Origin of the sequence: Streptomyces sp. NPDC096046, from assembly GCF_040303285.1 — a bacterium.
Lineage (GTDB): Bacteria > Actinomycetota > Actinomycetes > Streptomycetales > Streptomycetaceae > Streptomyces.
The window spans coordinates 116,493-141,395 of record NZ_JBEOSZ010000019.1 but is presented as its reverse complement, the minus strand read 5'-3'; the positions used below and the strand labels follow the sequence as shown (position 1 = coordinate 141,395).

General features: G+C 71.2%; 21 protein-coding genes, 1 tRNA gene and 1 pseudogene. 21 read left to right on the top strand and 2 right to left on the bottom strand.

The features are described 5' to 3' along the window. The 9 genes and pseudogenes from ABTX62_RS18950 to ABTX62_RS18910 form a co-directional block, all read left to right on the top strand. Positions 1–867 (top strand): annotated as a pseudogene (locus ABTX62_RS18950) (Rne/Rng family ribonuclease); the annotation flags it as partial. 264 nt (positions 868–1,131) lie between these two features. Next, complete coding sequence (gene rplU / locus ABTX62_RS18945) at positions 1,132–1,452, top strand: 50S ribosomal protein L21 (protein ID WP_031130898.1); 321 nt, start codon at positions 1,132–1,134, stop codon at positions 1,450–1,452. Between the two features lie 14 nt (positions 1,453–1,466). Further along, positions 1,467–1,721, top strand: a complete 255-nt coding sequence (gene rpmA, locus ABTX62_RS18940) for a 50S ribosomal protein L27 (RefSeq protein WP_062926831.1) — start codon at positions 1,467–1,469, stop codon at positions 1,719–1,721. Positions 1,722–1,823: 102 nt separating this feature from the next. After that, positions 1,824–3,260, top strand: a complete 1,437-nt coding sequence (obgE, locus tag ABTX62_RS18935; protein WP_352117215.1) for a GTPase ObgE — start codon at positions 1,824–1,826, stop codon at positions 3,258–3,260. 182 nt (positions 3,261–3,442) lie between these two features. Continuing rightward, positions 3,443–3,811, top strand: a complete 369-nt coding sequence (locus ABTX62_RS18930) for a hypothetical protein (protein WP_352117214.1) — start codon at positions 3,443–3,445, stop codon at positions 3,809–3,811. A 168-nt stretch (positions 3,812–3,979) separates the two neighbouring features. Continuing rightward, entirely contained in the window at positions 3,980–5,530 is a 1,551-nt protein-coding gene (locus ABTX62_RS18925; RefSeq protein ID WP_352117213.1) for an alkaline phosphatase D family protein, read from the top strand. A gap of 621 nt (positions 5,531–6,151) precedes the next feature. Next, complete coding sequence (locus ABTX62_RS18920; RefSeq protein WP_352117212.1) at positions 6,152–7,648, top strand: D-ribitol-5-phosphate cytidylyltransferase; 1,497 nt, start codon at positions 6,152–6,154, stop codon at positions 7,646–7,648. A gap of 203 nt (positions 7,649–7,851) precedes the next feature. Continuing rightward, a complete protein-coding gene (locus ABTX62_RS18915) occupies positions 7,852–9,930 on the top strand; it encodes a CDP-glycerol glycerophosphotransferase family protein (RefSeq protein ID WP_352117225.1) in 2,079 nt (692 codons plus the stop codon). A 251-nt stretch (positions 9,931–10,181) separates the two neighbouring features. Beyond that, positions 10,182–11,339, top strand: coding sequence for a glycosyltransferase family 2 protein (locus ABTX62_RS18910; protein ID WP_352117224.1), 1,158 nt, complete (start codon positions 10,182–10,184; stop codon positions 11,337–11,339). 16 nt (positions 11,340–11,355) lie between these two features. Here the strand turns inward: ABTX62_RS18910 and ABTX62_RS18905 are convergent, their stop codons facing one another. Next, positions 11,356–13,389: a CDP-glycerol glycerophosphotransferase family protein gene (locus tag ABTX62_RS18905; protein WP_352117211.1), complete on the bottom strand. Its 2,034-nt coding sequence runs from the start codon at positions 13,387–13,389 to the stop codon at positions 11,356–11,358. Positions 13,390–13,892: 503 nt separating this feature from the next. Here ABTX62_RS18905 and proB point away from each other — a divergent pair. The 5 genes from proB (at position 13,893) to ABTX62_RS18880 (ending at position 18,940) form a co-directional block, all read left to right on the top strand. Next, on the top strand, positions 13,893–15,053 hold the full coding sequence (gene proB / locus ABTX62_RS18900; RefSeq protein WP_352117223.1) for a glutamate 5-kinase: 1,161 nt from the start codon (positions 13,893–13,895) through the stop codon (positions 15,051–15,053). A gap of 131 nt (positions 15,054–15,184) precedes the next feature. Then, positions 15,185–15,643 carry a DUF8830 family protein gene (locus ABTX62_RS18895; RefSeq protein WP_352117222.1) on the top strand — a complete coding sequence of 153 codons (459 nt, stop codon included), beginning with the start codon at positions 15,185–15,187 and terminating at the stop codon, positions 15,641–15,643. 72 nt (positions 15,644–15,715) lie between these two features. Further along, positions 15,716–17,002, top strand: coding sequence for a glutamate-5-semialdehyde dehydrogenase (locus ABTX62_RS18890; RefSeq protein WP_352117210.1), 1,287 nt, complete (start codon positions 15,716–15,718; stop codon positions 17,000–17,002). Between the two features lie 193 nt (positions 17,003–17,195). Beyond that, entirely contained in the window at positions 17,196–17,771 is a 576-nt protein-coding gene (locus ABTX62_RS18885; protein WP_502997976.1) for an SCO2584 family spore wall biosynthesis protein, read from the top strand. An 89-nt stretch (positions 17,772–17,860) separates the two neighbouring features. Next, positions 17,861–18,940, top strand: coding sequence for an SCO2583 family membrane protein (locus ABTX62_RS18880; protein ID WP_352117208.1), 1,080 nt, complete (start codon positions 17,861–17,863; stop codon positions 18,938–18,940). 151 nt (positions 18,941–19,091) lie between these two features. On the opposite strand, the gene ABTX62_RS18875 is transcribed toward ABTX62_RS18880, so the two are convergent. Continuing rightward, positions 19,092–20,216, bottom strand: a complete 1,125-nt coding sequence (locus ABTX62_RS18875; protein WP_352117221.1) for a M48 family metallopeptidase — start codon at positions 20,214–20,216, stop codon at positions 19,092–19,094. A gap of 124 nt (positions 20,217–20,340) precedes the next feature. Here ABTX62_RS18875 and ABTX62_RS18870 point away from each other — a divergent pair, with 124 nt between their 5' ends. The 7 genes from ABTX62_RS18870 (at position 20,341) to ABTX62_RS18840 (ending at position 24,756) form a co-directional block, all read left to right on the top strand. Continuing rightward, complete coding sequence (locus ABTX62_RS18870) at positions 20,341–20,499, top strand: hypothetical protein (RefSeq protein WP_352117207.1); 159 nt, start codon at positions 20,341–20,343, stop codon at positions 20,497–20,499. Positions 20,500–20,666: 167 nt separating this feature from the next. After that, a complete protein-coding gene (locus ABTX62_RS18865) occupies positions 20,667–20,831 on the top strand; it encodes a hypothetical protein (RefSeq protein ID WP_283971276.1) in 165 nt (54 codons plus the stop codon). A gap of 85 nt (positions 20,832–20,916) precedes the next feature. Next, complete coding sequence (gene nadD / locus ABTX62_RS18860; RefSeq protein ID WP_352117206.1) at positions 20,917–21,660, top strand: nicotinate-nucleotide adenylyltransferase; 744 nt, start codon at positions 20,917–20,919, stop codon at positions 21,658–21,660. A 16-nt stretch (positions 21,661–21,676) separates the two neighbouring features. Continuing rightward, positions 21,677–23,398 carry an LCP family protein gene (locus tag ABTX62_RS18855; protein ID WP_352117205.1) on the top strand — a complete coding sequence of 574 codons (1,722 nt, stop codon included), beginning with the start codon at positions 21,677–21,679 and terminating at the stop codon, positions 23,396–23,398. A 101-nt stretch (positions 23,399–23,499) separates the two neighbouring features. Next, a complete protein-coding gene (gene rsfS / locus ABTX62_RS18850) occupies positions 23,500–23,946 on the top strand; it encodes a ribosome silencing factor (protein WP_062926816.1) in 447 nt (148 codons plus the stop codon). Then, on the top strand, positions 23,937–24,611 hold the full coding sequence (locus tag ABTX62_RS18845) for a histidine phosphatase family protein (RefSeq protein WP_352117220.1): 675 nt from the start codon (positions 23,937–23,939) through the stop codon (positions 24,609–24,611). Before rsfS ends, ABTX62_RS18845 begins: the two co-directional genes overlap by 10 nt. Positions 24,612–24,683: 72 nt before the next feature. Next, positions 24,684–24,756: transfer RNA gene (locus ABTX62_RS18840), tRNA-Ala, on the top strand. The last annotated feature ends 147 nt before the right edge of the window (positions 24,757–24,903 follow it).

Here is a 24,903-nt window from a genome sequence, read left to right as displayed (position 1 = left end):
TCGGCTCCGGCGGGTTCCCCGCGCGGTGAGGCGGCGGAGCCCACGGCGGAGCAGGGCAGGGACAAGGCCCGGCGCGGCAGGGGCAGGGCCGAGCAGGCCGAGGCCGAGGTGCCGACGGCTCAGGACGTGACCGTCGCGCAGGAGGTCGCCCGTCCGGTGCAGCCGGAGTCGGCCGCCGAGGCGCAGGCCGAGCCGATGGCCGTCGAGGACCCGGTGGTCGAGGCGGCGCAGGCCGCTCCGGCCGCTCCGGTCGAGGCGGCCGCGCCCACGGGCCGTACCCGGCGGCGGGCCACCCGCAAGGTGTCCGCCCCGGCCGGTTCTCCGGCGGGTGCCGAGGCGGCCGTGGTGACGGTCGCCGAGACCGCGCCCGCGGTGTCCGGGGCCGCTGAGGTGCCCGAGCCGGCCGGTCAGCCCGAGCCGGCGGCCGAGGCGCCCGCCGAGAGCGCCGCCCCGGCCCGCCCGCGGCGCCGTGCCGTGCGCAAGCCCACGGTGTCCACCGCCTCCGAGGAGACGGCCGTCGTGGTGGTCCCGTCGGCCCCGTCGGAGACCGCCTCCGAGCAGGTCGCGTCCGACGCCCCGCAGGCGCCCGCGCCGGACGGTGCCGTCCCGCAGGAGGCCTCCGAGGAGCCGGCGCCCGCCAAGAAGACGGCCCGCAAGACGGCCAAGAAGGCCACGGCGAAGAAGGCCGCCACCACCAAGAAGACGACGGCCAAGAAGGCGGCCACCAAGACCGCCGCCAAGAAGACGACGGCCAAGAAGGCGGCCACCAAGACCGCCGCCAAGAAGGCCACGTCGAAGAAGACCGTGGCGGCGGAGCAGTCCGGGTCCTCCGGGTCCTCCGTCTCGGCCTCCACCGACGAGGGCTGACCGGCCTCGATCCCCCGGGGCGTGCGCGAACCCCGCGTGCGCCCCGGGGGCGCGACCGGCGTGACCGGTCGCACAGGTGGCGGGCCGGCTCGGTTTGACCCCTTCGGCCGCGGCCCCGTAACCTTGACCGTCGGCGTGTCGACTGACACGTCACATCCCCGTAAACCTCATCCTCCGGGCGCCGGGCGCCCAGGAGAGGCCGCTCGCTGAGCGGGCGGCTGGCCTGCGGGGGTGCCGTTTCCCGAGCTAGAGAGTGAGTTCCGCGTGTACGCCATCGTGCGCAGCGGTGGTCGCCAGCACAAGGTTGCTGTCGGCGACATCGTTGAGGTTGACAAGATTTCCACTGCCAAGGTTGGCGACTCGGTCGAGCTCTCGACCCTGCTCGTTGTCGACGGCGACGCCGTGACCAGCGACCCGTGGGTGCTGGCCGGCATCAAGGTCCAGGCCGAGGTCGTGGACCACCACAAGGGCCAGAAGATCGACATTCTGCGCTACAAGAACAAGACCGGCTACCGCCGTCGCCAGGGCCACCGCCAGCAGTACACGGCGATCAAGGTCACTGAGATCCCCGCGGCTGCGAAGTAAGGGACTGAGGAGAAATGGCACACAAGAAGGGCGCATCGTCCACCCGGAACGGTCGCGACTCCAATGCCCAGCGGCTCGGCGTGAAGCGCTTCGGCGGTCAGGTCGTCAACGCGGGTGAGATCCTGGTCCGTCAGCGTGGCACCCACTTCCACCCGGGCTCCGGCGTCGGCCGTGGTGGCGACGACACGCTGTTCGCGCTCTCGGCGGGTGCGGTGCAGTTCGGCACCCACCGTGGCCGCAAGGTCGTGAACATCGTTCCGGTCGCCTGATCGGAAACTTTCGCGAGGCGGACCTCACTTCCCTCACGGGAAGCGGGTCCGCCTTTCGCGTGTTACCCCAAGACATTCCCGCAGTAACTGGAGGCACATCCCATGACCACCTTCGTGGACCGCGTCGAGCTGCACGTCGCCGCGGGTAGCGGAGGCCACGGCTGTGCCTCCGTCCACCGTGAGAAGTTCAAGCCCCTGGGCGGGCCGGACGGCGGCAACGGCGGACGCGGCGGGGACGTGATCCTCACCGTCGACCAGTCGGTCACCACGCTGCTCGACTACCACCACTCCCCGCACCGCAAGGCCACCAACGGCAAGCCCGGCGAGGGCGGCAACCGCTCCGGCAAGGACGGGCAGGACCTCGTCCTGCCGGTGCCGGACGGCACCGTCGTGCTGGACAAGGCGGGCAACGTCCTCGCGGACCTCGTCGGGCACGGCACGTCCTATGTCGCCGCGCAGGGCGGCCGGGGCGGCCTCGGCAACGCCGCACTGGCCTCCGCGCGGCGCAAGGCGCCCGGGTTCGCGCTGCTCGGTGAGCCGGGAGACCTTCGGGACGTCGTCCTGGAGCTGAAGACCGTCGCCGACGTGGCGCTCGTCGGATATCCGAGTGCCGGCAAGTCGTCGCTGATCTCGGTGCTGAGCGCCGCCAAGCCGAAGATCGCCGACTACCCCTTCACCACCCTCGTGCCGAACCTCGGTGTCGTCACGGCCGGCTCGACGGTGTACACCATCGCCGACGTGCCCGGCCTCATCCCCGGGGCCAGCCAGGGCAAGGGCCTGGGGCTGGAGTTCCTGCGGCACGTGGAGCGGTGCAGTGTGCTCGTGCACGTCCTGGACACCGCGACGCTGGAGTCGGACCGCGATCCGGCCTCCGACCTCGACATCATCGAGGAGGAGCTGCGGCAGTACGGCGGGCTGGACAACCGGCCGCGGATCGTCGTCCTGAACAAGATCGACGTACCGGACGGCAAGGATCTGGCCGAGATGGTGCGGCCCGACCTGGAGGCGCGGGGCTACCGCGTCTTCGAGGTGTCGGCCGTGGCGCACATGGGCCTGAAGGAGCTGTCGTACGCGCTCGCGGAGGTCGTGGCGCAGTCGCGGGCCGCGAAGCCGAAGGAAGAGGCCACCCGGATCGTGATCCGGCCCAAGGCCGTGGACGACACCGGCTTCACCGTGACGCAGGAAGCCGACGGCCTGTTCCGGGTGCGCGGTGAGAAGCCCGAGCGCTGGGTGCGCCAGACCGACTTCAACAACGACGAGGCCGTCGGATATCTCGCGGACCGGCTCAACCGGCTCGGTGTCGAGGCGGAGCTGATGAAGGCCGGCGCCCGAGGCGGCGACGGCGTGGCCATCGGCCCCGAGGACAACGCGGTCGTCTTCGACTGGGAGCCGTCCGTGACGGCCGGGGCCGAGATGCTCGGACGCCGCGGTGAGGACCACCGGCTCGAGGGGGAGCGGCCGGCCGCGCAGCGCCGCAAGGACCGGCAGGCCGAGCGGGACGAGGCCCAGCAGGAGTTCGACGACTTCGAGCCGTTCTGAGCGGTGTGAGGCAACGGAAAGCACCTGCGCAACGGACGTCGGCGCGACCAAGTCGTCCTCGGGCAGAGGAGTCGTACGGGGCGGGTGGAACGGATCTCGTTCCGCCCGCCCCAACCGCCTAGCGGGTCACCGGAGTTCCCCGTGCCTGCTTCCATGAGCGAGGGCAGCCTCGCCATCCGGACGTGGTGACCGGCGTGCCCGGCGAGGACCTGGGCACGGTGTCCGGCACGGGTGCGGTCGTCGTGCCGCGCGGCGGCGCGGACCGACTCACCGGCGCCGGCGTCCACGCGGTCACGCAGGACGTTTTGCCCGACGTGCCGGGTGCCGCCGAGGCGGGCGACGCGTTCGGCAGGGCCGTGCACCTCGCGGACGCGAACGGTGACGGCCTGGCCGCCGGAGCGCCGGGGGAGAACGGCAACGCCGGATGCGTGTGGTACTTCGGGTCCGGCCCCACGACGGTCGTGAGCCGCAACGCCACCACGGCCTTCGGCGACACGCTTCTCGGCACGACCGCCACAGACACACGGCCCGGCACCGGCTTCGCTCACTGAGCACCTGTCAGACTCGCCCCGGCAACGGCTCGTTCTCGTGCTGGCGGCGGGTCTCTCTTTGTCTGCTTAGTTGTCATGTACGCGAACCCCGGCGTTCAGCGGGCGGGCCGCCCGCGAGCGTGAAGCTTCCCCGTGTCCACGGGGCCAGCGAGGTAAGGGAGTCAGCCGATGACCGGAGCAGTATCCCCCGACAGACGCCGCTTTCTGACCGCCGGTGCCGCGGTGCTCGGCGCGGCGGCCTCCGCCCGGCTGTGTCTGCCGGACGCCGCCCGCGCGGCCGAAACGCCGCTGCCCGAGGGAGTGTTCAGCCTCGGTATCGCCTCCGGGGACCCACTCCCGGACGGCATCGTGTTGTGGACCCGGCTCGCTCCCGACCCCCTCGCCGGTGGCGGCATGCCCGACCGGGTGGTGCCGGTGGAGTGGCAGCTCGCGGAGGACCCCCGGTGCAAGAAGGTCGTCCGCGCGGGGATCGCCCAGGCCCGGCCCGAGTACGGGCACAGCGTTCACGTGGACGTACGCGGGCTGCGCGCGGACCGTACGTACTGGTACCGCTTCCGCACCGGCGGGCAGCTCTCCCCCGTGGGCCGCACCCGCACCGCACCCCACCCCCACAGCTCAGGCGGCTCCCTGCGCATGGCCCTGGCCTCCTGCCAGAACTGGCAGCACGGCTACTTCACGCCCTACGCGGACATGCTCGACCAGGACCCGGACGTCGTGGTGTTCGTCGGCGACTACATCTACGAGTCCACGCCCTCGGCGACGGCCCTGCGGCGGCACGAGGGCACCGGCGAGCCGTTCAGCCTCGTGCAGTACCGCAACCGGTACGCCCAGTACCGCACCGACCCGGACCTCGCGGCGATGCACGCGAACGCGCCCTTCGTGGTCACCTTCGACGACCACGAGGTGGACAACGACTTCGCCGGCGAGATCCCGCAGGACCCGGACAAGCAGCCGCACGACGCGTTCGTGGCCCGGCTGACCGCGGCCTACCAGGCGTTCTACGAGCACATGCCGGTCCGTGCCACCGCTGTCCCCACGGGTCCGCACATCAGGATGTACCGCCGCCTGGAGTTCGGCCGCCTGGCCCGGCTCAACGTGCTGGACACCCGCCAGTACCGCAGCGACCAGGCCACCAGCCAGACCGGCGCCCAGGACCCGTCGCTGACCATGCTCGGCGCGCGGCAGAAGCGGTGGCTGCTGAACGGGCTCCAGGGCTCGCCGGCCCGCTGGAACCTCATCGCCTCCCAGATCATGATGGCCGAGACGGACCTCCGGGTCGGCGAGGGCAAGCTCTGGTTCTACGACGCCTGGGACGGCTACCAGGCCGAACGCAACCGGTTCCTTCAGGAGTTCAGGCAGATCCGCAACCCGGTGGTGCTCTCCGGCGACCGGCACCTGACGATGATCAGCGACCTCAAGGAGGACTACGCCGACCCGGGCTCCCGGGTCGTCGGCGCCGAGTTCGTCGGCACCTCCATCTCCAGCAACGGCGACCAGGACCAGGAGGCCTTCCGCAGGGAGTGGGACCCGCGGCGCCCGGACAACCCGCACTGGAAGCTGCTCGACGCACACCGCGGCTACCACCTCTTCGACGTGCGCCGCGATCGCATCGACGCGCAGGTCAGGGTGGTCGACACCGTCCGGCGGCCCACCGCGACCCCGAGCACGCTGGCCCGGCTGAGGGTCGAAGCCGGCCGTCCGGGCGTCGAGGTCGTCTGACCCCGTCCGCGAGAGGTGTGAGCCCGGGACTCCCGGCAGTCCCGGGCATTTCGCCGTCCGGGCTTCCCGCAGTCCAGGGCTCTTCGCCGTCCGGGCTTCTCACCATCCCCGGGGGGCACGGTTGAGCCGTGTGAGAAGTCCGACCCGGTCTCGCGGCGTATGACTCTCGCCGAGGCCGAAACGACGCGAAATCTTGGCCGGGAATTCAGCGGTAATGAGGGAACCGGCGGGCCGTATTCGCGGTCTAACCGATGAAGAACGCGTACGGTGCCGCGTCCCGGGGCGTGCGGGTCCGCGCATCGAGGCCCTCGTGCCCGGCGCCGCGAGCGGCGGACGTGGTGCGCGGGGCACCCTCAAAGCGCGTACCGTGCACGGAACATCGTCCAAGGAACCGGTGAGGGTCCTCGGTCACCGCGGTCCCGAGCGCCTGTCGCTGAACTTCTGTGCAGTTACTCACAGTGCATTTCCCGGGGAACGCACCGCATGTCTCACCAATCACCAGGAGTGGGAGGTGAATGACAGGTGGCGCGCGCATATGCGGCAGAGGTCGCTCACCTTGCATTGCGGTAACCACAAGTGGGACCATTTCGAGGTTCCCTGTCGTCCCAAGGTAGGTCACCTGTGTCCCAGCACATAGCCAAGCCCCGTACCACCGCAGTGATCCTGGCCGGTGGCACCGGTCAGCGGGTGGGTCTGTCGATCCCCAAGCAGCTGCTGAAGATCGCCGGCAAGGCAGTCATCGAACACACGCTGGCCACCTTCGAGAACACCGACTCGATCGACGACATCATCGTGCTGATGGCGCCGGGTTACGTGCCCGACATCGAGAAGATCATCGCGAAGGCCGGATTCCAGAAGGTCTCGAAGGTCATCGAGGGCGGCTCCACGAGGAACGAGACCACCGAGCGCGCCATCGCCGCGCTGGGCGAGGGCCTGGCGGAGGGCGAGGACGCCAACGTCCTCTTCCACGACGCCGTGCGCCCCCTGCTCTCGCAGCGCGTCATCGACGACTGCGTCGTCGCGCTGGAGCGCTACCAGGCCGTCGACGTGGCCATCCCGTCCGCGGACACCATCATCGTCACACGCACGCACGGCGAGGACGGCGAGTTCATCACCGAGATCCCGGACCGCTCCCGGCTGCGCCGCGGCCAGACTCCGCAGGCCTTCAAGCTGTCCACGATCCGGCGGGCCTACGAGGTCGCCGCCGGCGACCCCAACTTCCAGGCCACCGACGACTGTTCGGTCGTGCTCAAGTACCTGCCGGACGTGCCGATCCACGTCGTGGCGGGTGACGAGTACAACATGAAGGTCACCCAGCCCGTCGACGTCTTCATCGCCGACAAACTCTTCCAGCTCGCCTCCACGGCCGCGCCCGAGCAGGTCTCCGAGGAGGCCTACCGCGAGCTGCTGACCGGCAAGACCATGGTCGTCTTCGGTGGCAGCTACGGCATCGGCAAGGACATCGCCGAACTCGCCGAGTCCTACGGCGCGAAGGTCTACGCCCTGGGCCGCTCCACCACCGGCACCCACGTGGAGAACCCGGAAGAGGTCGACGACGCCCTGTCCAAGGCGTACGCCGAGACCGGCCGCATCGACTACGTGGTCAACACCGCCGGCGTGCTGCGCATAGGCAAGCTCGCGGAGACCGACAACGCCACCATCGAGGAGGCGCTGAAGGTCAACTACCTGGCCCCGGTGCAGATCGCCCGGTCCTCGTACAAGTACCTGTCCGAGACCAAGGGCCAGTTGCTGCTCTACACCTCCAGCAGCTACACCCGCGGCCGTGCCGAGTACAGCCTGTACTCCTCCACCAAGGCCGCCATGGTGAACCTCACCCAGGCCCTGTCCGACGAGTGGGCCGGCGACGGCGTCCGCGTCAACTGCATCAACCCCGAGCGCACCGCCACCCCGATGCGCACCAAGGCGTTCGGACAGGAGCCTTCGGGCTCCCTGCTGTCCTCCGAGGCCGTGGCCCGCACCTCGCTCGACGTGCTGCTCTCCGAGCTGACCGGCCACGTCATCGACGTCCGCCAGCAGGACCCCACGGCCGGCGCGGCCCGTGCCTCCGGCTTCGAGCAGGCCCTGGCCACGGTGCTGGACCGGCAGGACGGCGTGTAATAATTGGCGGCACTCAGACTTCGGAAATTCAGGCCTCTGCGACCTCCTGTTAACGGCATTCGTCGGCAGGAGTGTTCGCAGGGGCCTGAATCCATACAGCCTCGCGAATATTCACAGACCAGCCGCATGGTTGAAACAAGACCGGCATACTCCTCCCAAGAGCAGGTTTCTCCGTGATATCCACCGCTATTCGCGTCGCCCGGGTGGGCAGCGCGGCCGAGCTGGCCGCGGCGGTCCTCATGGTGGCGGGCTTCCCCGCCCTCATGCTGGCCGCGCTCGTCCCGAGCGTTCCCGCCTTCGCGGCAGCGGCCGCCGTGACGTATCTGGCGGACCACTATCTGCACCGCAAGGGCAGCTATCTGATCAACCGCCTCGGCAAGGTGCGGGCCGGCCTGTCGATTCGCTTCCTGATCCGGCAGCTGCTGCTCATCCTGCTGCTGGCCCGGCTGTCCCTGGCGGACAACCTGATCTACTACGGGGCGATCGCCTGCTTCATCGCCTTCTACGGTCTCCAGGCCCCGCACGGTGCGCTCGTCCAGCTGATCCGCAATCGCCGTCGCATGCCGGTCGCCACCCGCAACGTCGACCTGGCCTCCCGCATCCGCATCCCGGACGCCCCGCCGCGCGAGCTGCTGCACCGCTCCGCCGAGAAGATGCTCCACCTCGACCTCGCGGCGGTCGTCGGCGTCCTGCTCGCCGCGCAGCTGGAGTCCTCGCTGATCGGCTTCATCGGCATCGGCATCACGGTGGTCCTCGCCACCCTGTACGTCCTGGCGCTCGTGCCGTACGTGCGCGGCCGGAAGACCATCCCGAACGCCGAGAGGGTCCTGGCCGCCGTCGACGACTGGCTGGGCGAGTACAAGCCGGAGACGGTCCTGTACTTCTCCGGTTCGAAGGACTCCGCGTACCAGGTCAACATGTGGCTCGACACCATGGAGAAGCTGGACTCCAAGCCGCTGATCATCCTGCGTGAGCGGGTCATCCTGAACAATCTGGCGCCCACCACGGTCCCTGTCATCTGCGTGCCCGGAGGGGTGCACCTGATGAACATGGACCTGTCCACGGTGCGGGTCGCGCTCTACGCGGCCAACGTCGGCAAGAACATCCACCTGCTGCGCGTGCCCACCATCAAGCACGTCTTCATCGGCCACGGCGACAGCGACAAGCTCGCCAGCGTCAACCCGTACAGCAAGGTCTACGACGAGGTGTGGACGGCCGGCCGCGCGGGCCGCGACCGCTACGCCATCGCCGACGTCGGCGTCCGCGACGAGGACATCGTCGAGGTCGGCCGCCCGCAACTCGCCCCGATCCAGACCTGGCAGGGCGTCCCCGAGGGCCGTATCCCGACGGTGCTGTACGCCCCCACCTGGGAGGGCTGGGACGGCAACCCGGGCAACACCTCGATCATGCTGGCCGGCGAGAACATCGTGAAGCAGCTCGTACGGGCCGACCCGCCGGTCCGCGTCCTGTACAAGCCGCACCCCTTCACCGGCACGGTGAGCCAGGAGGCCGGCGCCGCCCACGGGCGGATCACCGCCCTGGTGGAGAAGGCCGCGGCGGAGCGTGCCATCAACACGCGGTTCATCGCCGACACCGCCGCCCAGGCGCAGGCCACGGCCGAGCTGGAGCGGATCGAGACCCGCCTCGCGCAGCTGTCCGGTTCGGGCGGCGACCGCGGCGACGAGGCCGTGGCCACCCGTGACGGGTTGATCGACGTCGCCCGGCACGAGGAGGCCGCCCGGCTGCGCGCCGAGTGGAACGACGCCTACTGGCGTTCCTTCCCGTCCTGGGAGCACCGCGTCATCGCCGGCGCCGAGCCGCGGCTGTACGACTGCTTCAACGTCTCCGACGCGATGGTCTCGGACATCTCCAGCGTGGTGTCCGACTTCATCGCGAGCGGCAAGCCGTACGCGGTCACGGACTCCGCCGAGGTGGGCGTCGAGGAGTTCAAACGGAACAACACGGCGGTGCGTGCCGCGGTGATCCTGTCCAACAGCGCGTCCGAGCTGGGCGAGCTGCTCGACGCGGTCCGCGCACCGGAGGCCGATCCGCTGGCCGAGGACCGAAAGGAGCTCAAGCAGTACCTGCTGGGCCCGGACGAGCCGACCTCCCTGGAGCAGTTCAACACCGCCGTCGCGAACCTCGCGCTCAAGGCCGAGACACGCAACGTCGGCCAGGCGTCGCGGGCGGCGGCCGCCGGTGCCGACGCCGAGCCGGCGAACGTCCTGCCGGGGCAGCGGGTGGCCGCCGCCGGTGACACGGACGGTGTCGGCACGATCTGAACCGCCGCCGCTGACCGAAGAGTTCGGCCCCGAGGAGCATCTCCTCGGGGCCGAACTCTTTTCCTTTCCGGCTCCCCGTGCGTTCTCCGTGTGACGTGACTCACGAACATGCATGCGGGAGGCAACCGCTTGCCTCGATCACCCGTCTACCAGGTAGCGAATGAGGAGATACGGGGGGAATATCCCATTGACTAGGGGGAAACGTGACCGCGCAGCCTGATGTGAGCGTGATCATCGGGGCGTACGAAGCGATGCCGTATCTGATCGAGTGCCTCTCGTCCGTCGAGGCACAGACCATCGATCCGACACGCGTCGAGGTCATCGCGGTGGACGACGGTTCGACGGACGGAACGGGGGAGTACCTGGAGGAGTTCGCCGAGCGGGCTCCCATGCGCGTCCTGGTGATCCGTCAGGAGAACTCCGGCGGTCCGAGCGGCCCGCGCAACGTCGGGCTGGGCAAGGCGAGCGGACGTTACGTCTTCTTCCTCGACGCCGACGACCGGCTGGGCCCCGAGGCCCTGGAGCGGATGGTGGCCATGGCCGACCGCGCCGGCACGGACGTGGTGCTCGGCAAGGTCGAGGGCGTCAACCGCTCGGCGCCGAAGTCCATGTTCGGCAGGACGGTGGAGCGGACGGACGTCTTCTCCTCCAACATCAAGTTCACGCTGAGCGCGCAGAAGCTGTTCCGCCGCGCGCTGCTGGACCGGCACGGCATGCGCTTCGACGAGTCGCTGTACACCGGCGAGGACGCGCTGTTCACCATGGAGGCGTATCTGCGCGCGGACGGCGTCTCCGTGGTCGCCGACCACACCTGCTACTACCTGGTCGGCCGGGACGACGGCAAGCATGTGACGAAGAGCGGCGGTTACGCGCTGCGCTTCGACTCCGCGCGGGCCCTGATGGGCCTCATCGCCGACCTCGTCCCCGCGGGCGGCCGGCGTGACCAGTTGATGCTCCGGCCTTTCCTCATCACGCTGTTGCCGCAGTTCGGACCCAAGTACCTGACGGACAGCGAGGAGATCCGCCGGCACAAGTTCGAGTTGGCCAAGCCGCTGATGGACAGCCACTGGAGCGAGGGCGTCGCCCAGCGCCTCAAGGTCCACGAGCGGCTGCGGCTGCACCTGGTCGCCGAGCAGCGCCCCGACCTGCTGCCGGACGTCGTGAAGTTCGTCAAGGACAGGAAGCAGGCGGCGGCCCTCCTGGAGAGGAAGGGCCGCCGTGTCTACCTGGCCTATCCGCACTTCCGCGACCGCGCCGCCGGTGTGCCCGACTCGGTCTACCTCGCCGGGCCACGGGAGGCCCGTGCCTTCCCGGGCTACCGCGAGGGCGGGGGCGACACGCTCGTGCGTCGGGCGGTGCGCAAGGCGCGGCGGGTGCTGACCTCCCGCGAGGTGCGGCACGCGGCGTGACCGCGCCTGCCGCCGCTCAGCGCGGCGCGGTCGGAACCGAGGTCGGGGTGCGCTGACCGGGCACCGCGGCCAGCCGCTCCGCCACCCGTGCCCGATGGTCCCGGGCCTCCCCGCACAGGGCCCGGACGGCGTCGTTGAAGCGCTCCTGCGACGACGGCTCCGCCGGGCCGAGCAGGCGCAGCTTCAACTCGGCGCGCGCTCCGGCATGTTCGTCGCGCTCCGGGTGCCGAACGGCCTCCAGCAGCTCCGGGACCCCGGCGGCGTCCGGTGTCAGCACCGTGGCCGCCACCACCGTCGGGAACGCCGTACGGAAGGCGTCCTCCGGCAGCCCGCTGGTGTTGGCCACCGCGTACGGCTTCTCGCTCGCCAGGAAGTCGCTGATCACGCTCGACACATCACTGATCAGCAGGTCGGCGACGTTGAAGCAGGAATACAGGGTGGGCCGGGCATTCGTGATGATCTGGTGCTCGCCCTCCGGCAGCGAGGCCCAGTACGCCTCCTCCCACGCGGCCGTCGCCCGCGCCACCGCCGCCGCGCGGCCCGGCTCCGGCGTCGACTGCACCAGCATCCGCTCCACGATGTCGGACCCGGCCCGGAAGGCCGACGTGGTGAGCCGGTCCAGCTCGGCGGTGCGGCGCGCGAGTTCCGCGCCGTCCGAGGGGCGTTCCGCCGCCCGCTCCCGGTTGGCCGCCCGGATCAGCTCCCGGATCCGCAGATCGGCCGCGCCCGCGCGGGGGTCCACCGAGCCCGTCAGCGGATGCGGCTTGTACAGCAGGCGGACGCCCGGGTCCGCGAGGAGCGCCCGCACCAGGTTCTCACCGGCCGCGATCACCGACGTGTTGCCGGGGTTGCCGTCCCAGCCCTCCCAGGTCGGCGCGTACAGCACGGTCGTCCACCGTCCGGCCGGGGGGCCCGCGTAGGGCAGCACGCCGTCCAGCTGCGGGCGGCCCGTCTCCACCACGTCCTTGTCCTCGACCCCGACCTCGGCCAGCGCGTACCGCTCACGCGCCGCGGGCCCGGCCACCCACACCTCGTCGTACGCCTTCGCGTACGGGTTGCACGAGGACAGCTTGTCGCTCTCGCCGTGGTTGACGAAGGTGTGCTTGATCGTGGGAATGCGCAGCACCTGGGAGGTCTTGCCGGAGTTCGCCGGGTGGATGAGGACCTGGAGCGTGGAGTGCTCCAGACGCATCAGCGTCGACACCTTCGGCAGGCAGACGATCGGGATGTCCGTCGCCGCGATCTTCTGCACCATGAACCGCTCGCGCAGGATGATGACCGGCCTGCCCTCCAGCCCGGCGAGCGGCTCCAGCCACATGTTCGCCTGGTAGGCCGAGGCGGCGCCGCCGGAGAAGTACAGGCCGACGGTCGGCCGGTAGTCGGCCAGCCACGCGTCGAACCAGTCGAGCACCTGCTGCTCGTCCGCCGGACGACGGCCCGGCAGCAGCCGGATCAGCAGCGCGCCGAGGCCGGCCAGCCCGAGGGCGAGGGAGAGCGCGATGCCCGCCGCCGCGTACACGGGCCGGTCGCCCGGAGCACTGGCCAGCAGCCCGGCCGTCGCCGGCAGGCCGAACACCAGCAGCCGGTGTCCGGGACGGCGCAGCAGCACGGGCGGGGCCGGGGACAGCCGCAGCGCCGAGGCGTCGATGTTGCGGGTCACCACCGGCAGGGTGCGGGTACGGCGCACCAGGACGGAGGCCGCCTGGATCGCGCAGTGCAGCGCGTAGAAGACGAGCAGCCCGGCCACCAGCGGGGCGTACACCGTCTCCCGGTCCTGCTCGCCCAGCCGCAGCAGTCCCACGACCAGCAGCAGGTCCCGCAGGACGTGCCGCACGGCGATGTCGGCGTGCGACTTGGCGAACAGCGACAGCACCCCACGCTGCCACCGGTACAGCACACCCTCGGTGGCCAGGGAGACGGCGGTCGCGGCGATCAGCAGCGGGACGTTCGGCAGCAGCGCCGCGACCGCCTGTGCGGCGAAGGCGGCGGCCAGGACTACGGTGACCAGCCCCTTGAGGAGGGCCTGCGGACGAGGGAGAGGTACGGGCACTGCGGTCACTCCAGGAGCGTCGGGTCGGCGCAGGTCGGCCGTCCGGGTTAACGCGCGGCGACCTCCCGACGACACGCGCGTGTCGTCGGGGTGTGGGGGTGGTTGTCGGTCCGCGTGTCGTGGACCGTAGCGGATGATCTCGTTCCTGTCTTGGCCGGGGCCGGAAAAGGGGTGGCTGTCGTCGTGCGGCGCGGGTGGAGGGGTGGTTGCCGTCCTGTGCGGGTTCTGGTCCGTGGCGGGCTCGGAAAGGGGGTGGTTGCCGTCCTGTGGCGCGGGTGGAGGGGTGGTTGCCGTCCTGTGGCGCGGGTGGAGGGGTGGTTGCGTCCTGTGGCGCGGGCGGAGGGGTGGTTGCCGCCCGCAGAGGGCTCTGTCCGTGACGCGGGCGGCACCGTCCGTAGCGTGGACCGGCGCCGCGCCCCCGTCGGCCGTCCCGTAGATTTCCCGGTGAGGGAGCGAATCGACGCGAGGGGACGGACGGCGACGTGGCAGGGGCAAGGCAGGCCGTGGGCGAGGCCCGCAGGATCGTCGTCAAAGTCGGGTCCTCCTCGCTGACCACCGCCTCGGGCGGCCTGGACGCGGACCGTGTGGACGCGCTGGTCGACGTGCTCGCGAAGGTCCGTAACCAGGGGGTGGCCCGTGGGGTCTCGGTGGAGGGGCGTGGCGGGAGACGGGCGGGGGGCGGGGAGCGCGAGATCGTCCTGGTCTCCTCCGGTGCCATCGCCGCCGGTCTCGCCCCGCTGGGCCTGCGCCGCCGCCCCAAGGACCTGGCCCGCCAGCAGGCCGCCGCCAGCGTCGGGCAGGGCCTCCTGGTCGCCCGCTACACGGCCTCCTTCGCCCGCTACGGCGTCCGGGTCGGGCAGGTGCTGCTGACCAGCGACGACATGAGCCGCCGCGCGCACCACCGCAACGCCTCGCGCACCCTCGACAAACTGCTCGCGATGGGCGCCTTCCCGATCGTCAACGAGAACGACACCGTCGCCACGGACGAGATCCGCTTCGGCGACAACGACCGCCTCGCCGCCCTGGTCGCCCACCTCGTCCACGCCGACCTGCTCGTCCTGCTGTCCGACGTGGACGGCGTCTACGACGGGGACCCCGCGAAGCCCGGCACCTCCCGCATCGGCGAGGTGCGCGACCCGTCCGACCTCGCCGATGTCGAGATCGGCAGCGCGGGCAAGGCCGGAGTGGGCACCGGCGGCATGGTCACCAAGGTCGAGGCCGCGCGGATCGCGGCCGCCGCCGGTGTTCCCGTCGTCCTCACCAGCACCGTCCACGCGGCCGACGCCCTGACCGGCCAGGACACCGGCACCTTCTTCCACCCCACCGGCAAGCGCTCCGCCGACCGGCTGCTGTGGCTCCAGCACGCCTCCACCCCGCAGGGCGCCCTGACCCTGGACGACGGCGCCGTGCAGGCCGTCGTGGACCGCCGCAAGTCGCTGCTGCCGGCCGGGATCGCCGCCGTCGAGGGCGACTTCAGCGCCGGCGACCCCGTCGAGCTGCGGGACGGCACGGGACACGCGGTGGCCCGCGGGCTCGTCAACTTCGACGCCAAGGAGATTCCCCGGCTGATCGGCCGCTCGACCCGGGAACTGGCCCGAGAACTCGGACCCGCGTACGAACGCGAGGTCGTACACAGGGACGACCTGGTGGTCCTGCACCCGTAATGCACGGAAACGTCCGCCCCCGGTGGTGGACGTTCCGCAAAACCGCCCCGCGATCCCTTGCGGCCTGCTCAACTTTGTCCCAGGGAACTGTTCCGCAGCGCCATTGTGCAAAGGAGGCCGTCGTGAGACGAGTGCGCCCTGGGACTCAGGCGTCCCACGGTGGTGCCGGCTCCCGCGCGGCCGGTGAGGAGCGCGCGCTGACGAGCGTGGCGGCCGGGGACCGGTTCCGGGGCGAGGAACCCGGCGAGACCCCGCGGCTGTGGCACGTCACCCTCAGCGTCTCCGGCCAGGAGGCCCCGCTCCCGGAGGTCCGGCGCGCCCTGGAACAGCTCGCCCACGACCACCCCTTCTTCCTGACCAGCCGATACGCGGTCGACCACGCGGAGATCCGCTACTGGGAGGAGGCCCGCGACCTGCACGACGCGGCCGCCGTCGCCCTGCGGCTGTGGGGCGAGCACCGGCAGACGGCCGGACTGCCGCCCTGGGAGATCGTCGGCCTGGAGGTCATCGACCGCGCCACGTACCACCAGCGCATCGCCGAGGGATACGGGCCGCCCCCGGCCTCACCGGTCGGAGTTCACCCGTTCTGATCCGGTCCGGGAGGTGTCTCGGGCTGTGAAACGCGCGATGAACGGATCCGCCCGGCGCACTACCCTTCCCTCATGACCACGCTTTCGCCGTACGACTCCATGTCCCCGGTCACCGAGGCCGCCTACCGCGCCAAGGCCGCCGCCGCGACCCTCGCGCCGCTGCCCCGGGCCGAGAAGGACGACGCGCTGCTCGCCGTCGCGGACGCGCTGGAGGTCCGTGCCGGGGAAATCGTCGAGGCCAACGCCAAGGACGTCGCCAAGGCCCGCGAAGCCGGCATCAGCGAGGGCATGATCGACCGGCTCACGCTCACCCCCGAGCGGATCCGTGCCATCGCCTCCGACGTCCGCGACGTCGCCGCCCTGCCCGACCCGGTCGGCGAGGTCGTCCGCGGCTCCACGCTGCCCAACGGCATCGACCTGCGCCAGGTCCGCGTGCCGCTCGGCGTCGTCGGCATCATCTACGAGGGCCGGCCGAACGTCACCGTCGACGCCGCCGCCCTCTGCCTGAAGTCCGGCAACGCGGTCCTGCTGCGCGGCTCCTCCTCGGCGTACCAGTCGAACACCGCCCTCGTGCGCGTCCTGCGCGACGCCGTGGGCGGGGCCGGGCTGCCCGCCGACGCCATCCAGCTCGTCCCCGGCGAGAGCCGCGACAGCGTGCGCGAGCTGATGCGCGCCCGCGGCCTGGTCGACGTGCTCATCCCGCGCGGCGGCGCCTCCCTGATCAATACGGTCGTCCAGGAGTCCGTCGTCCCCGTCATCGAGACCGGCACCGGCAACTGCCACATCTACGTCGACGCCCAGGCCGACCTGGACATGGCCGTCGACATCCTGGTCAACTCCAAGGCCCAGCGGGTCGGCGTCTGCAACGCCGCCGAGACCCTGCTGGTGCACCAGGACATCGCCGCCGAGTTCCTGCCCCGCGCTCTGGACGCCCTCGCGGAGGCCGGCGTCACCGTGCACGCCGACGAGCGGGTGCAGGCCCACGCCAAGGACTCCAAGGCCACCGTCGTCGAGGCGACGACCGAGGACTGGGAGACGGAGTACCTCTCCCACGACATCGCGGCGGCCGTCGTGGAATCACTGGACAAGGCCGTCGAGCACATCCGGCTGTGGACCTCCGGTCACACCGAGGCGATCGTGACGACCTCCCAGCAGGCCGCCCGCCGCTTCAGCCAGCTGGTCGACTCCACCACCGTCGCCGTGAACGCCTCCACCCGCTTCACCGACGGCGGCCAGTTCGGCTTCGGCGCCGAGATCGGCATCTCCACGCAGAAGCTGCACGCCCGCGGCCCGATGGGGCTGCCGGAGCTGACCAGCACGAAGTACATCGTCACCGGGGACGGCCACGTACGACGCTGAGCCACGGACGGCGTAACGGGGCATACCGGTGCGCGCATACCTGTGCGGGGCCGCGCGGACGGCGCATCCGGGTGCGGCAGGGGCGGACCGGCCGGGCGCGCGCCTGTCCGCATCCCCGTGAGAGCCGTCCCGACCGGCGGATGAATTTCCATACCGTCTGCCCAAAATGACCCCCCAGGTCTACTCTGGATCCGTGCCGGAGGACGTGGGGGGCACGCCGTTTCCGGACGGCCGGGAGCCCGACGACGACCACGACCGCGGGATGTCGGACGAAGAGTTCGCCCCCGTGGTCTTCGACGAGGCCTTCGTACGCGCGGCCGTGGTGCACGAGCCGAGCGCGGTGGAGCGCCTCCTGGCCGCGGCGCAGGCGAGAGCCGAGGCCTCCGAGGCGGAGGCCCGCCGCGCCCACTCCAGAGGCGAGCGCTACGACGACGGGTTCGGCCCGGACGGCCACGACCGTTTCGGTCATGATCCCGGCCTCGACGAGCTGGACGACCCCGATGTCCTCGAGGACCACTACGGCTACCCGGGGCCGTACTCCAAACAGGTCCGCTGGCACCGGCCCGTCGCCTGGCTGCTCGCGCTGGTGATGGGGATCGGCATGGTGGCCCTGGCCTTCACGGCGGTCTACCGGGGAGCGTCCGCCAACCGCGAGGAACCCGTCCCGCCGCCGGCCTCGACCGGACTGGAACAGGGCAGCGGGGCCGCACCCTCCGCTTCCGCCGACCACTCCCAGCCGGCCATGTCGGTGATCCCCCGCACCCCCTGACCGGAACCCGCCCTTCCTGGTGAGAGCCTGTCAGAACTTGTGGTGCAGCGGGGCGTTTACCCGAGCTTCGCGCGACCTACCCTGAAGATATGGGCGGGCCTGGAAACCCACCTGAGGGGACTCCCGAGGGCGCCCCCGGAGGTGGCGAGGACGAGTACCGATCCGTCGTCTTCGACGAGTCGTTCGTCCGCGCTGCCCGCCTCCAGGAGTTCTCCGCCGAGGAGCGCATCGCCGACCACGCGCCCGCCGTGCAACGCAGGCCACCGCTGCGCCGGGGCCTGTCCCGGCAGGCGCTGGTCCTGGTCCTGCTGATCGCCGTCGCCTTCGGCACCGCGATCTACATGGGTGTACGGCACCCCTACCAGACCCCGGCCGCCCAGGAGCGCGACGAGCCGCTGCGGACGACCGTCGTCCCGCTCGTCCCCGAGGGGAAGGTCCCCGGCAGCGCCGACCCGGCGTACCTGTACGAGCACAGCCCCGCCGCACAGTTCAAAACCGGAGCGGAGGGTGTGCCGCTGCCCGCCTCGCGGCGCACCGCGCACTTCTCGGACAGCCAGGTCGTGAGCGCCCTGACCACGGCCAAGGACTACATCGTGCGGTCCGCCCTGGACCCCGCGGTGCTCACGGGCGGTGAGGTCCGGGCCGTCCGGGTCCTGCTCGACACCGACCAGCTGGACCAGTTCGACCAGAGCTTCGCCCGCCCCTCCGCCGACGGACACCACGCGCCCACCGGCTGGCTGGTCCGCTTCGATCCCGCACGGGCCGAGCTCGCCGACCGCAACGTCCGGGTCCAGGGCACACTCCGAGCCGCCGAGGCCGACGCGTCCACGCTCGAGGTCACCGCCGACCACACGTTCGTGTACGCACTGCGGGCGGCCGGGGCGGCGGACGAGGGCGGCAAGGACGAGGCGTCCCTGTTCACTCTCCGGCGCGAGCTGCACTTCCGCTTCGACCGCGACAACCTGCGGCTGCACCAGGCGCAGCTCGTCGTCTCCTACGTCCAGGCCGGCCCGCTGTCCTGCGCCGAGGACGCCACGAACCACCTCCGGCCCCTCCTGGCCGGCCAGACGGCCAAGGAAGGCGGCCCCGCGGGCACGGACCCCTACGCCACGGGCAGCGCGACGGCCCTGTGCGGCTCTCTGGCGACGAGCGCCCAGCCGAAGGTGTGAACGAACGAGCGGAGGGCGCCGCAGGGGCTCGGCATGACGTGGCCCACCGGCTCCCGGCACCCGAGGGCCGCGCTTTCCGGCACCGGAGGGCCCCGTGGGTCCGGTGGAGCCCCTGGCGGTGAGGGGAGGGGCCGCCTGGCGGTGGTGGCGCCTAGTTCCCGTCGCGCGGCGGCCGGTCGTCCCCCGGGGAATCCGACGACGCCCCCGTCTCCGGGCCCTGTGGCGGCTGCGGGGGCGTGGCGCCGAAGCCGCCGAAGCCGCGGCGGACCCGGTCGCCCAGGTCACCGGCTCCGCCCGCGAGATCCGTGACCAGCTTCATCAGCGGATCCTTCGAGTTCTTCACATGGGTGGTGTAGTGGTTCGCCGAATCCCGCCAGGAGTCCCGGACCGAGGTGTCCTGGTCCTCGTCGCGCCGCGGGTAGTGGCCGTCCATGATCCGCTGGTAGTCCCGCGACTCGGCCCACTTCTTCAGCTCGGCCGCCCGCACGGTGGTGAAGGGGTGGGAGCGGGGCAGCACGTTCAGGATCTTCAGCACGGAGTCGCGCAGATCGCCCCCGGCCTCGTACTCCTCGGCCTGGGCGAGGAACGCGTCCACGTTCATCTCGTGCAGGTGGTTGCCGCCGGCGATCTTCATCAGACCCCGCATGGAGGCCTGCGGGTCCTGCCCGACCAGCAGCCCCGCGCGGTCCGCCGACAGCTCCGACTTGCGGAACCACTCCCGCAGCCCGGTCACGATCGTCATGATCGCGAGGTTGCCCAGGGGAATCCAGGCGACCCGGACGGCGAGGCTGGTCAGGAACAGCAGGATCGTCCGGTAGACGGAGTGCCCGGACAGCGCGTGCCCGACCTCGTGGCCGACGACCGCCCGCATCTCCTCCTCGTCGAGCAACTCCACGAGACCCGTCGTCACGACGATGATCGGCTCGTCCAGGCCGATGCACATCGCGTTCGGCTGAGGGTCCTGGTTCACGTACATCGGCGGGACCTTCTCCAGGTCCAGGATGTAGCAGGCGTCCCGCAGCATCACGTTCAGATGGGCGAACTGCTGGTCCGAGACCCGCACCGAGTCGGACAGGAACAGCAGCCGCAGACTGCGCTCGGGCAGCAGACCGCTGAGCGCCTTGAACACCGTGTCGAAACCGCTCAGCCTGCGCAGCGCCACCAGGGCGGAGCGGTCGGCCGGGTGCTCGTACGCGCGCGAGGAGATTCCGGGGAAGCGCCTGCGCTGCCTGCTCGGCACGTGCTCGTGCCCGTGGTGCTCGTGGCCGTCGGACATGTCTTCCCCCATGCGTCTGGTGTGACCTTTGCGGCCCTTTGTGCGGCCTTTTGCTTCCCCGAGGCGAAGCCCAGCCTAGGCGGAGTTACGGTGGTCGGGCAGTACAGCGAAGGAGACCACCGCCATGGAGCACCACCCCGCATCCGGCTGGCTTGCCGGGGCCGCGACCGCCGCCGAGGGACAAGGGCCGGGGATGCTGCGGATCGTGCTCGTCGTGATGATCCTGGGCTGTGCGCTGACCGCGTGGTTCCTGTTGCGTGGCTACAGACGGAAGGACGACTGAGGTCACCCGAAGGTTCCCCGCCGGGACCCCCAGGGACCGGGGCCGGCGGCGGCACGTGCGACCGCCCGCGGCGCGAACAGACGGAGTCGGGGTGATGGCGGAACGGGCGCCCGCTTACCATGAGCCGACGTCTTTATCCCGCCCACACGCGATAGGTCCTGCCGAAGATGAGCTTCCACAGCACCGCTGCCCAGTTGGTCACCCTCGCCGCCGAGGGCGGAGAGCACGGCGGAGAGCACGAGAGCCTCAGCCCCTACCTCACCGGCGGCGCCGCCCTCTTCATCCTGCTGCTCCTGCTGTGGATCACCACCCGCTTCAACCGCGACCGCTGAGCCCGGCAGGGCGCCCCGCGGAGGGTGCCCCGGGGACCACGGGGGCGGCCGGAGCCCTCAGGCAGGGCCGGTAGGGTCTGCACGCATGGGAGAGCAGGACATGCCTACCGGTCCGGCGAACAGGACGCCGCCCGACCCGGCACCGGACACGGCGAGCGGCACCGAGCGACACTCGGAGCCCCGCCGTGCCGCCACGGTGGGGCGTCAGATCGACGGCCCCGGAAAGAGCCCGTCGCAGCCGGGCAAGCGCCGCCTCGGCGTCATGGGCGGCACCTTCGACCCGATCCATCACGGGCACCTGGTGGCGGCCAGCGAGGTGGCCGCGGCCTTCCACCTCGACGAGGTGGTCTTCGTCCCGACCGGCCAGCCCTGGCAGAAGAGCCACCGCAGTGTCTCCCCGGCCGAGGACCGCTACCTGATGACGGTCATCGCGACCGCGGAGAACCCGCAGTTCTCCGTCAGCCGCATCGACATCGACCGCGGCGGCCCCACCTACACCGTGGACACCCTGCGCGACCTGCGCGCGCTCAATCCCGACACGGACCTGTTCTTCATCACCGGCGCCGACGCGCTCGCCCAGATCCTCACCTGGCGGGACAGCGAGGAACTGTTCTCCCTGGCGCACTTCATCGGGGCCACCCGGCCGGGCCACCACCTGGACGACTCCGGGCTCCCGGAGGGGGGCGTCTCGCTCGTGGAGGTTCCCGCCCTCGCCATCTCCTCGACGGACTGCCGTGCGAGAGTCGCCAGGGGGGACCCCATCTGGTACCTGGTGCCGGACGGAGTCGTGCGCTATATCGACAAGCGCGAGCTGTACCGCGGCGAGTGAGCCGAGAGGGGCACCGGTGAACGACCGATACGACGCGGGGGCCGCAGGCCACGGCGCCGACCAGTACGAGCTCGTCGGCTACGACGAGTACGGCCAACCTGTCTACCGGCAGGTCCGGCCCCAGCAGAACCAGCAGCAGGCGTACGACCCGTACGCCCAGCAGCACCAGCAGGGTTACGGCTACGACCCGTACGGGCAGCAGGGGCAGCAGTCCCCGCCCGCCTATGACTACGGCCAGGGGCAGCAGCAGGCCGCCTCCTCCTACGGTGCCTACGACCCGTACGCCACCGGCCCGCACCAGGGCGGTCCGGCCCAGGTCGCGCCGCACGACCCCTACGGCCGGACCGCAGCCGGAGCCGCCGGCGGGCAGCCCCGCGTCGCCGAACAGACCGCCCAGCGGACGGCCCACATCCCGCAGCAGGCCGGCCCCGCCGACCACGAGGAACCCGCCGAGCCGCAACGGGACTACCACACCGAGCAGTTCGCCTTCGTCGAGGAACCGGACGCCAACTCCGAAGACGTCATCGACTGGCTGAAGTTCACCGAGAACCGCACCGAACGCCGCGAGGAGGCCCGTCGCCGCGCCCGCGGCCGGATCGTCGCCCTGGCCGTCGTCCTCGCGCTCGTCGCGAGCGGAGGCGTCGGCTACCTCTGGTACGCGGGGAAGCTGCCGGGCCTGTCCTCCGACGGCTCCAAGCCGGGTACCGCGACGGCCGCGGGCGCCCAGAAGCGCGACGTGATCGTCGTGCACCTGCACGACACCAAGGGCGGCGGCACCTCCACCGCCCTCCTCGTCGACAACACCACCCTCCAGCGCGGCACCACCGTCCTGCTCCCCAACTCCCTCACCCTGACCAGCGACGACGGCACCACCACAACCCTCGCCAAGTCGGTCGAGGACGACGGCTCCGACGGCACCCGCGAGGCGCTCGACACGGTCCTCGGCACCGACATCGAGGGCACCTGGCGCCTGGACACCCCCTACCTGCAGAACCTGGTCGACCTCGTCGGCAACATCGACGTCGACACCGATGCCGAGGTGCCCGACCCGGAGGCGAAGAAGAAGGGCGAGGCCCCCTTGGTCGCCAAGGGCCAGGACCAGACCCTCAGCGGCAAGATGGCGGTCGCCTACGCCACCTACCGCGCCCCCGGCGAGGACCAGAACGCCCAGCTGGAGCGCTTCGGGCAGGTCGTGCAGGGCGTCCTGCGCAAGATGTCCTCCGATCCGCAGGCGGCCACGACCACCATCCAGACCCTGGCGCAGATCCTGGACCCCTCCCTCACCGACAAGGACCTCGGCACCTTCCTCGCCGGGCTCTCCGACCTCGCCAAGGGCGGTGACGTCAAGACCGCCCTGCTGCCGGTCCGAAACGACGGCACGCTCAGTCCCCAGGCGAGCGCGGGTGTCGTCAAGAACGTCCTCGGCGGCACGGCCAAGAGCCCCGACAAGGACGCCGCCGTCAGCGTCGCCGTCCAGAACGCCACCGGCGTCAAGGACAACACCGAGAAGGCCCGCGTCGTGCTCCTCAACGGTGGCTTCACCTTCCTGGAGAGCGGCACCGCCGCCGCCCGGGCCACCTCCCGGGTCGTCTACGCCGACGCCGCCGACAAGGCGGACGCCGCCGAGGTCGCCAAGACCCTGGGCCTGCCCGCGGGCTCCGTCGCCAAGGGCGGCATCTCCGCGGGCGCCGACGTCTTCGTGGTCCTCGGCCAGGACTACACGCCGTCCGCCGGTTAGCCGAGGAGCGCGCCCCCCATGCGATCCCGTCGATCGCGTGGGGGCCCGCCGCGGTCCGTGAGACCCTTGGTGACAAGTGCCCGCCGACCGAAAGCCTTGTAGTGACCGTGACCGACCGCTCTCACGAGCTGATCAACACCGCCGCCCAGGCGGCCGCCGACAAGCTGGCCCACGACATCCTCGCCTACGACGTCAGTGACGTGCTGTCCATCACGGACGCCTTCCTGCTGGCCTCCGCGCCCAACGACCGCCAGGTCAAGGCGATCGTCGACGAGATCGAGGAGCGCCTCTCGAAGGAACTCGGCGCCAAGCCGGTGCGCCGCGAGGGCGACCGCGAAGCACGCTGGGTGCTGCTCGACTACGTCGACATCGTCGTCCACGTCCAGCACAGCGAGGAGCGTGTCTTCTACGCCCTGGAGCGGCTGTGGAAGGACTGCCCCGAACTGGAGCTGCCCGAGGAGGCCAAGGCCACCCGCGGCAAGGCCGAGGAGCACGCCAAGCTGCGCGCGGCCGAGGAGGCGGCGGAACTGGACGGTGACTGGCGGTGACCTCCCCGGGTGAGGCGTCCGCCGGGAAGGGCCGGGGCCGCCGCATCATCCTCTGGCGGCACGGCCAGACCCGGTGGAACGTGGAGCGCCGTTTCCAGGGCACCACGGACGTCGAGCTGACCGAGACCGGCGTCGCCCAGGCCCGCCGCGCCGCCCGGCTCCTCGCTTCGCTGAAGCCGGACGCGATGATCGCCTCCGACCTCCGGCGCGCCGCGGCCACGGCCGCCGAGCTGGCCACCCTCACGGGCCTCGACGTCACCCACGACGAGGCCCTGCGAGAGACCTACGCGGGCGTCTGGCAGGGCCTCACGCACGAGGAGATCATCGCCCGGTACGGCGAGGAGTACACCGCGTGGAAGCGCGGTGAGCCCGTCCGCCGCGGCGGTGGCGAACTGGAGACCGAGGTCGCCGACCGCGCCGCCCCCGTGGTGCTGCGGCACGCCGAGAAGCTCCCGGACGACGGCACCCTCGTCGTGGTCAGCCACGGCGGCACGATCCGCACCACCATCGGCCGGCTCCTCGGTCTGGACCCCCACCACTGGGAGAGCCTCGGTGGACTCTCCAACTGCTGCTGGTCCGTCCTCGGTGAAGGCGCCCGTGGCTGGCGCCTGCTGGAGCACAACGCCGGCACCCTGCCGGAAGCGGTGCTCGGCGACGACGACTGACCCCGGATTTCACTTTCCGGCAGGTCGCAGGCTAAAGTTCTTCTTGTTCGCCCCGCCAGCGGGGAGACACGAGGGGCTATAGCTCAGTTGGTAGAGCGCCTGCATGGCATGCAGGAGGTCAGGAGTTCAATTCTCCTTAGCTCCACATCAAGATCCCGTTCCCACCAGGGGGCGGGATTTTTCATGCTCCGGCTTGAGTCGCTCGGGCCCTTCCCGGCGTATACCTCTACGACCCCGCCGGGGTGCCGTGTCCGGACTGGTACTGAGGCGTCGCTGACCGTATTGGTCCGGC

Coding starts and splice junctions, on each gene's coding strand:
- ABTX62_RS18880 (WP_352117208.1), top strand. CDS start 17,861: ATGGGCGGGCCTGGAAACCCACCTGAGGGGACTCCCGAGGGCGCCCCC.
- ABTX62_RS18870 (WP_352117207.1), top strand. CDS start 20,341: ATGGAGCACCACCCCGCATCCGGCTGGCTTGCCGGGGCCGCGACCGCC.
- ABTX62_RS18925 (WP_352117213.1), top strand. CDS start 3,980: ATGACCGGAGCAGTATCCCCCGACAGACGCCGCTTTCTGACCGCCGGT.
- nadD (WP_352117206.1), top strand. CDS start 20,917: ATGGGAGAGCAGGACATGCCTACCGGTCCGGCGAACAGGACGCCGCCC.
- ABTX62_RS18865 (WP_283971276.1), top strand. CDS start 20,667: ATGAGCTTCCACAGCACCGCTGCCCAGTTGGTCACCCTCGCCGCCGAG.
- ABTX62_RS18875 (WP_352117221.1), bottom strand. CDS start 20,216: ATGTCCGACGGCCACGAGCACCACGGGCACGAGCACGTGCCGAGCAGG.
- ABTX62_RS18910 (WP_352117224.1), top strand. CDS start 10,182: ATGCCGTATCTGATCGAGTGCCTCTCGTCCGTCGAGGCACAGACCATC.
- rpmA (WP_062926831.1), top strand. CDS start 1,467: ATGGCACACAAGAAGGGCGCATCGTCCACCCGGAACGGTCGCGACTCC.
- obgE (WP_352117215.1), top strand. CDS start 1,824: ATGACCACCTTCGTGGACCGCGTCGAGCTGCACGTCGCCGCGGGTAGC.
- ABTX62_RS18890 (WP_352117210.1), top strand. CDS start 15,716: ATGACCACGCTTTCGCCGTACGACTCCATGTCCCCGGTCACCGAGGCC.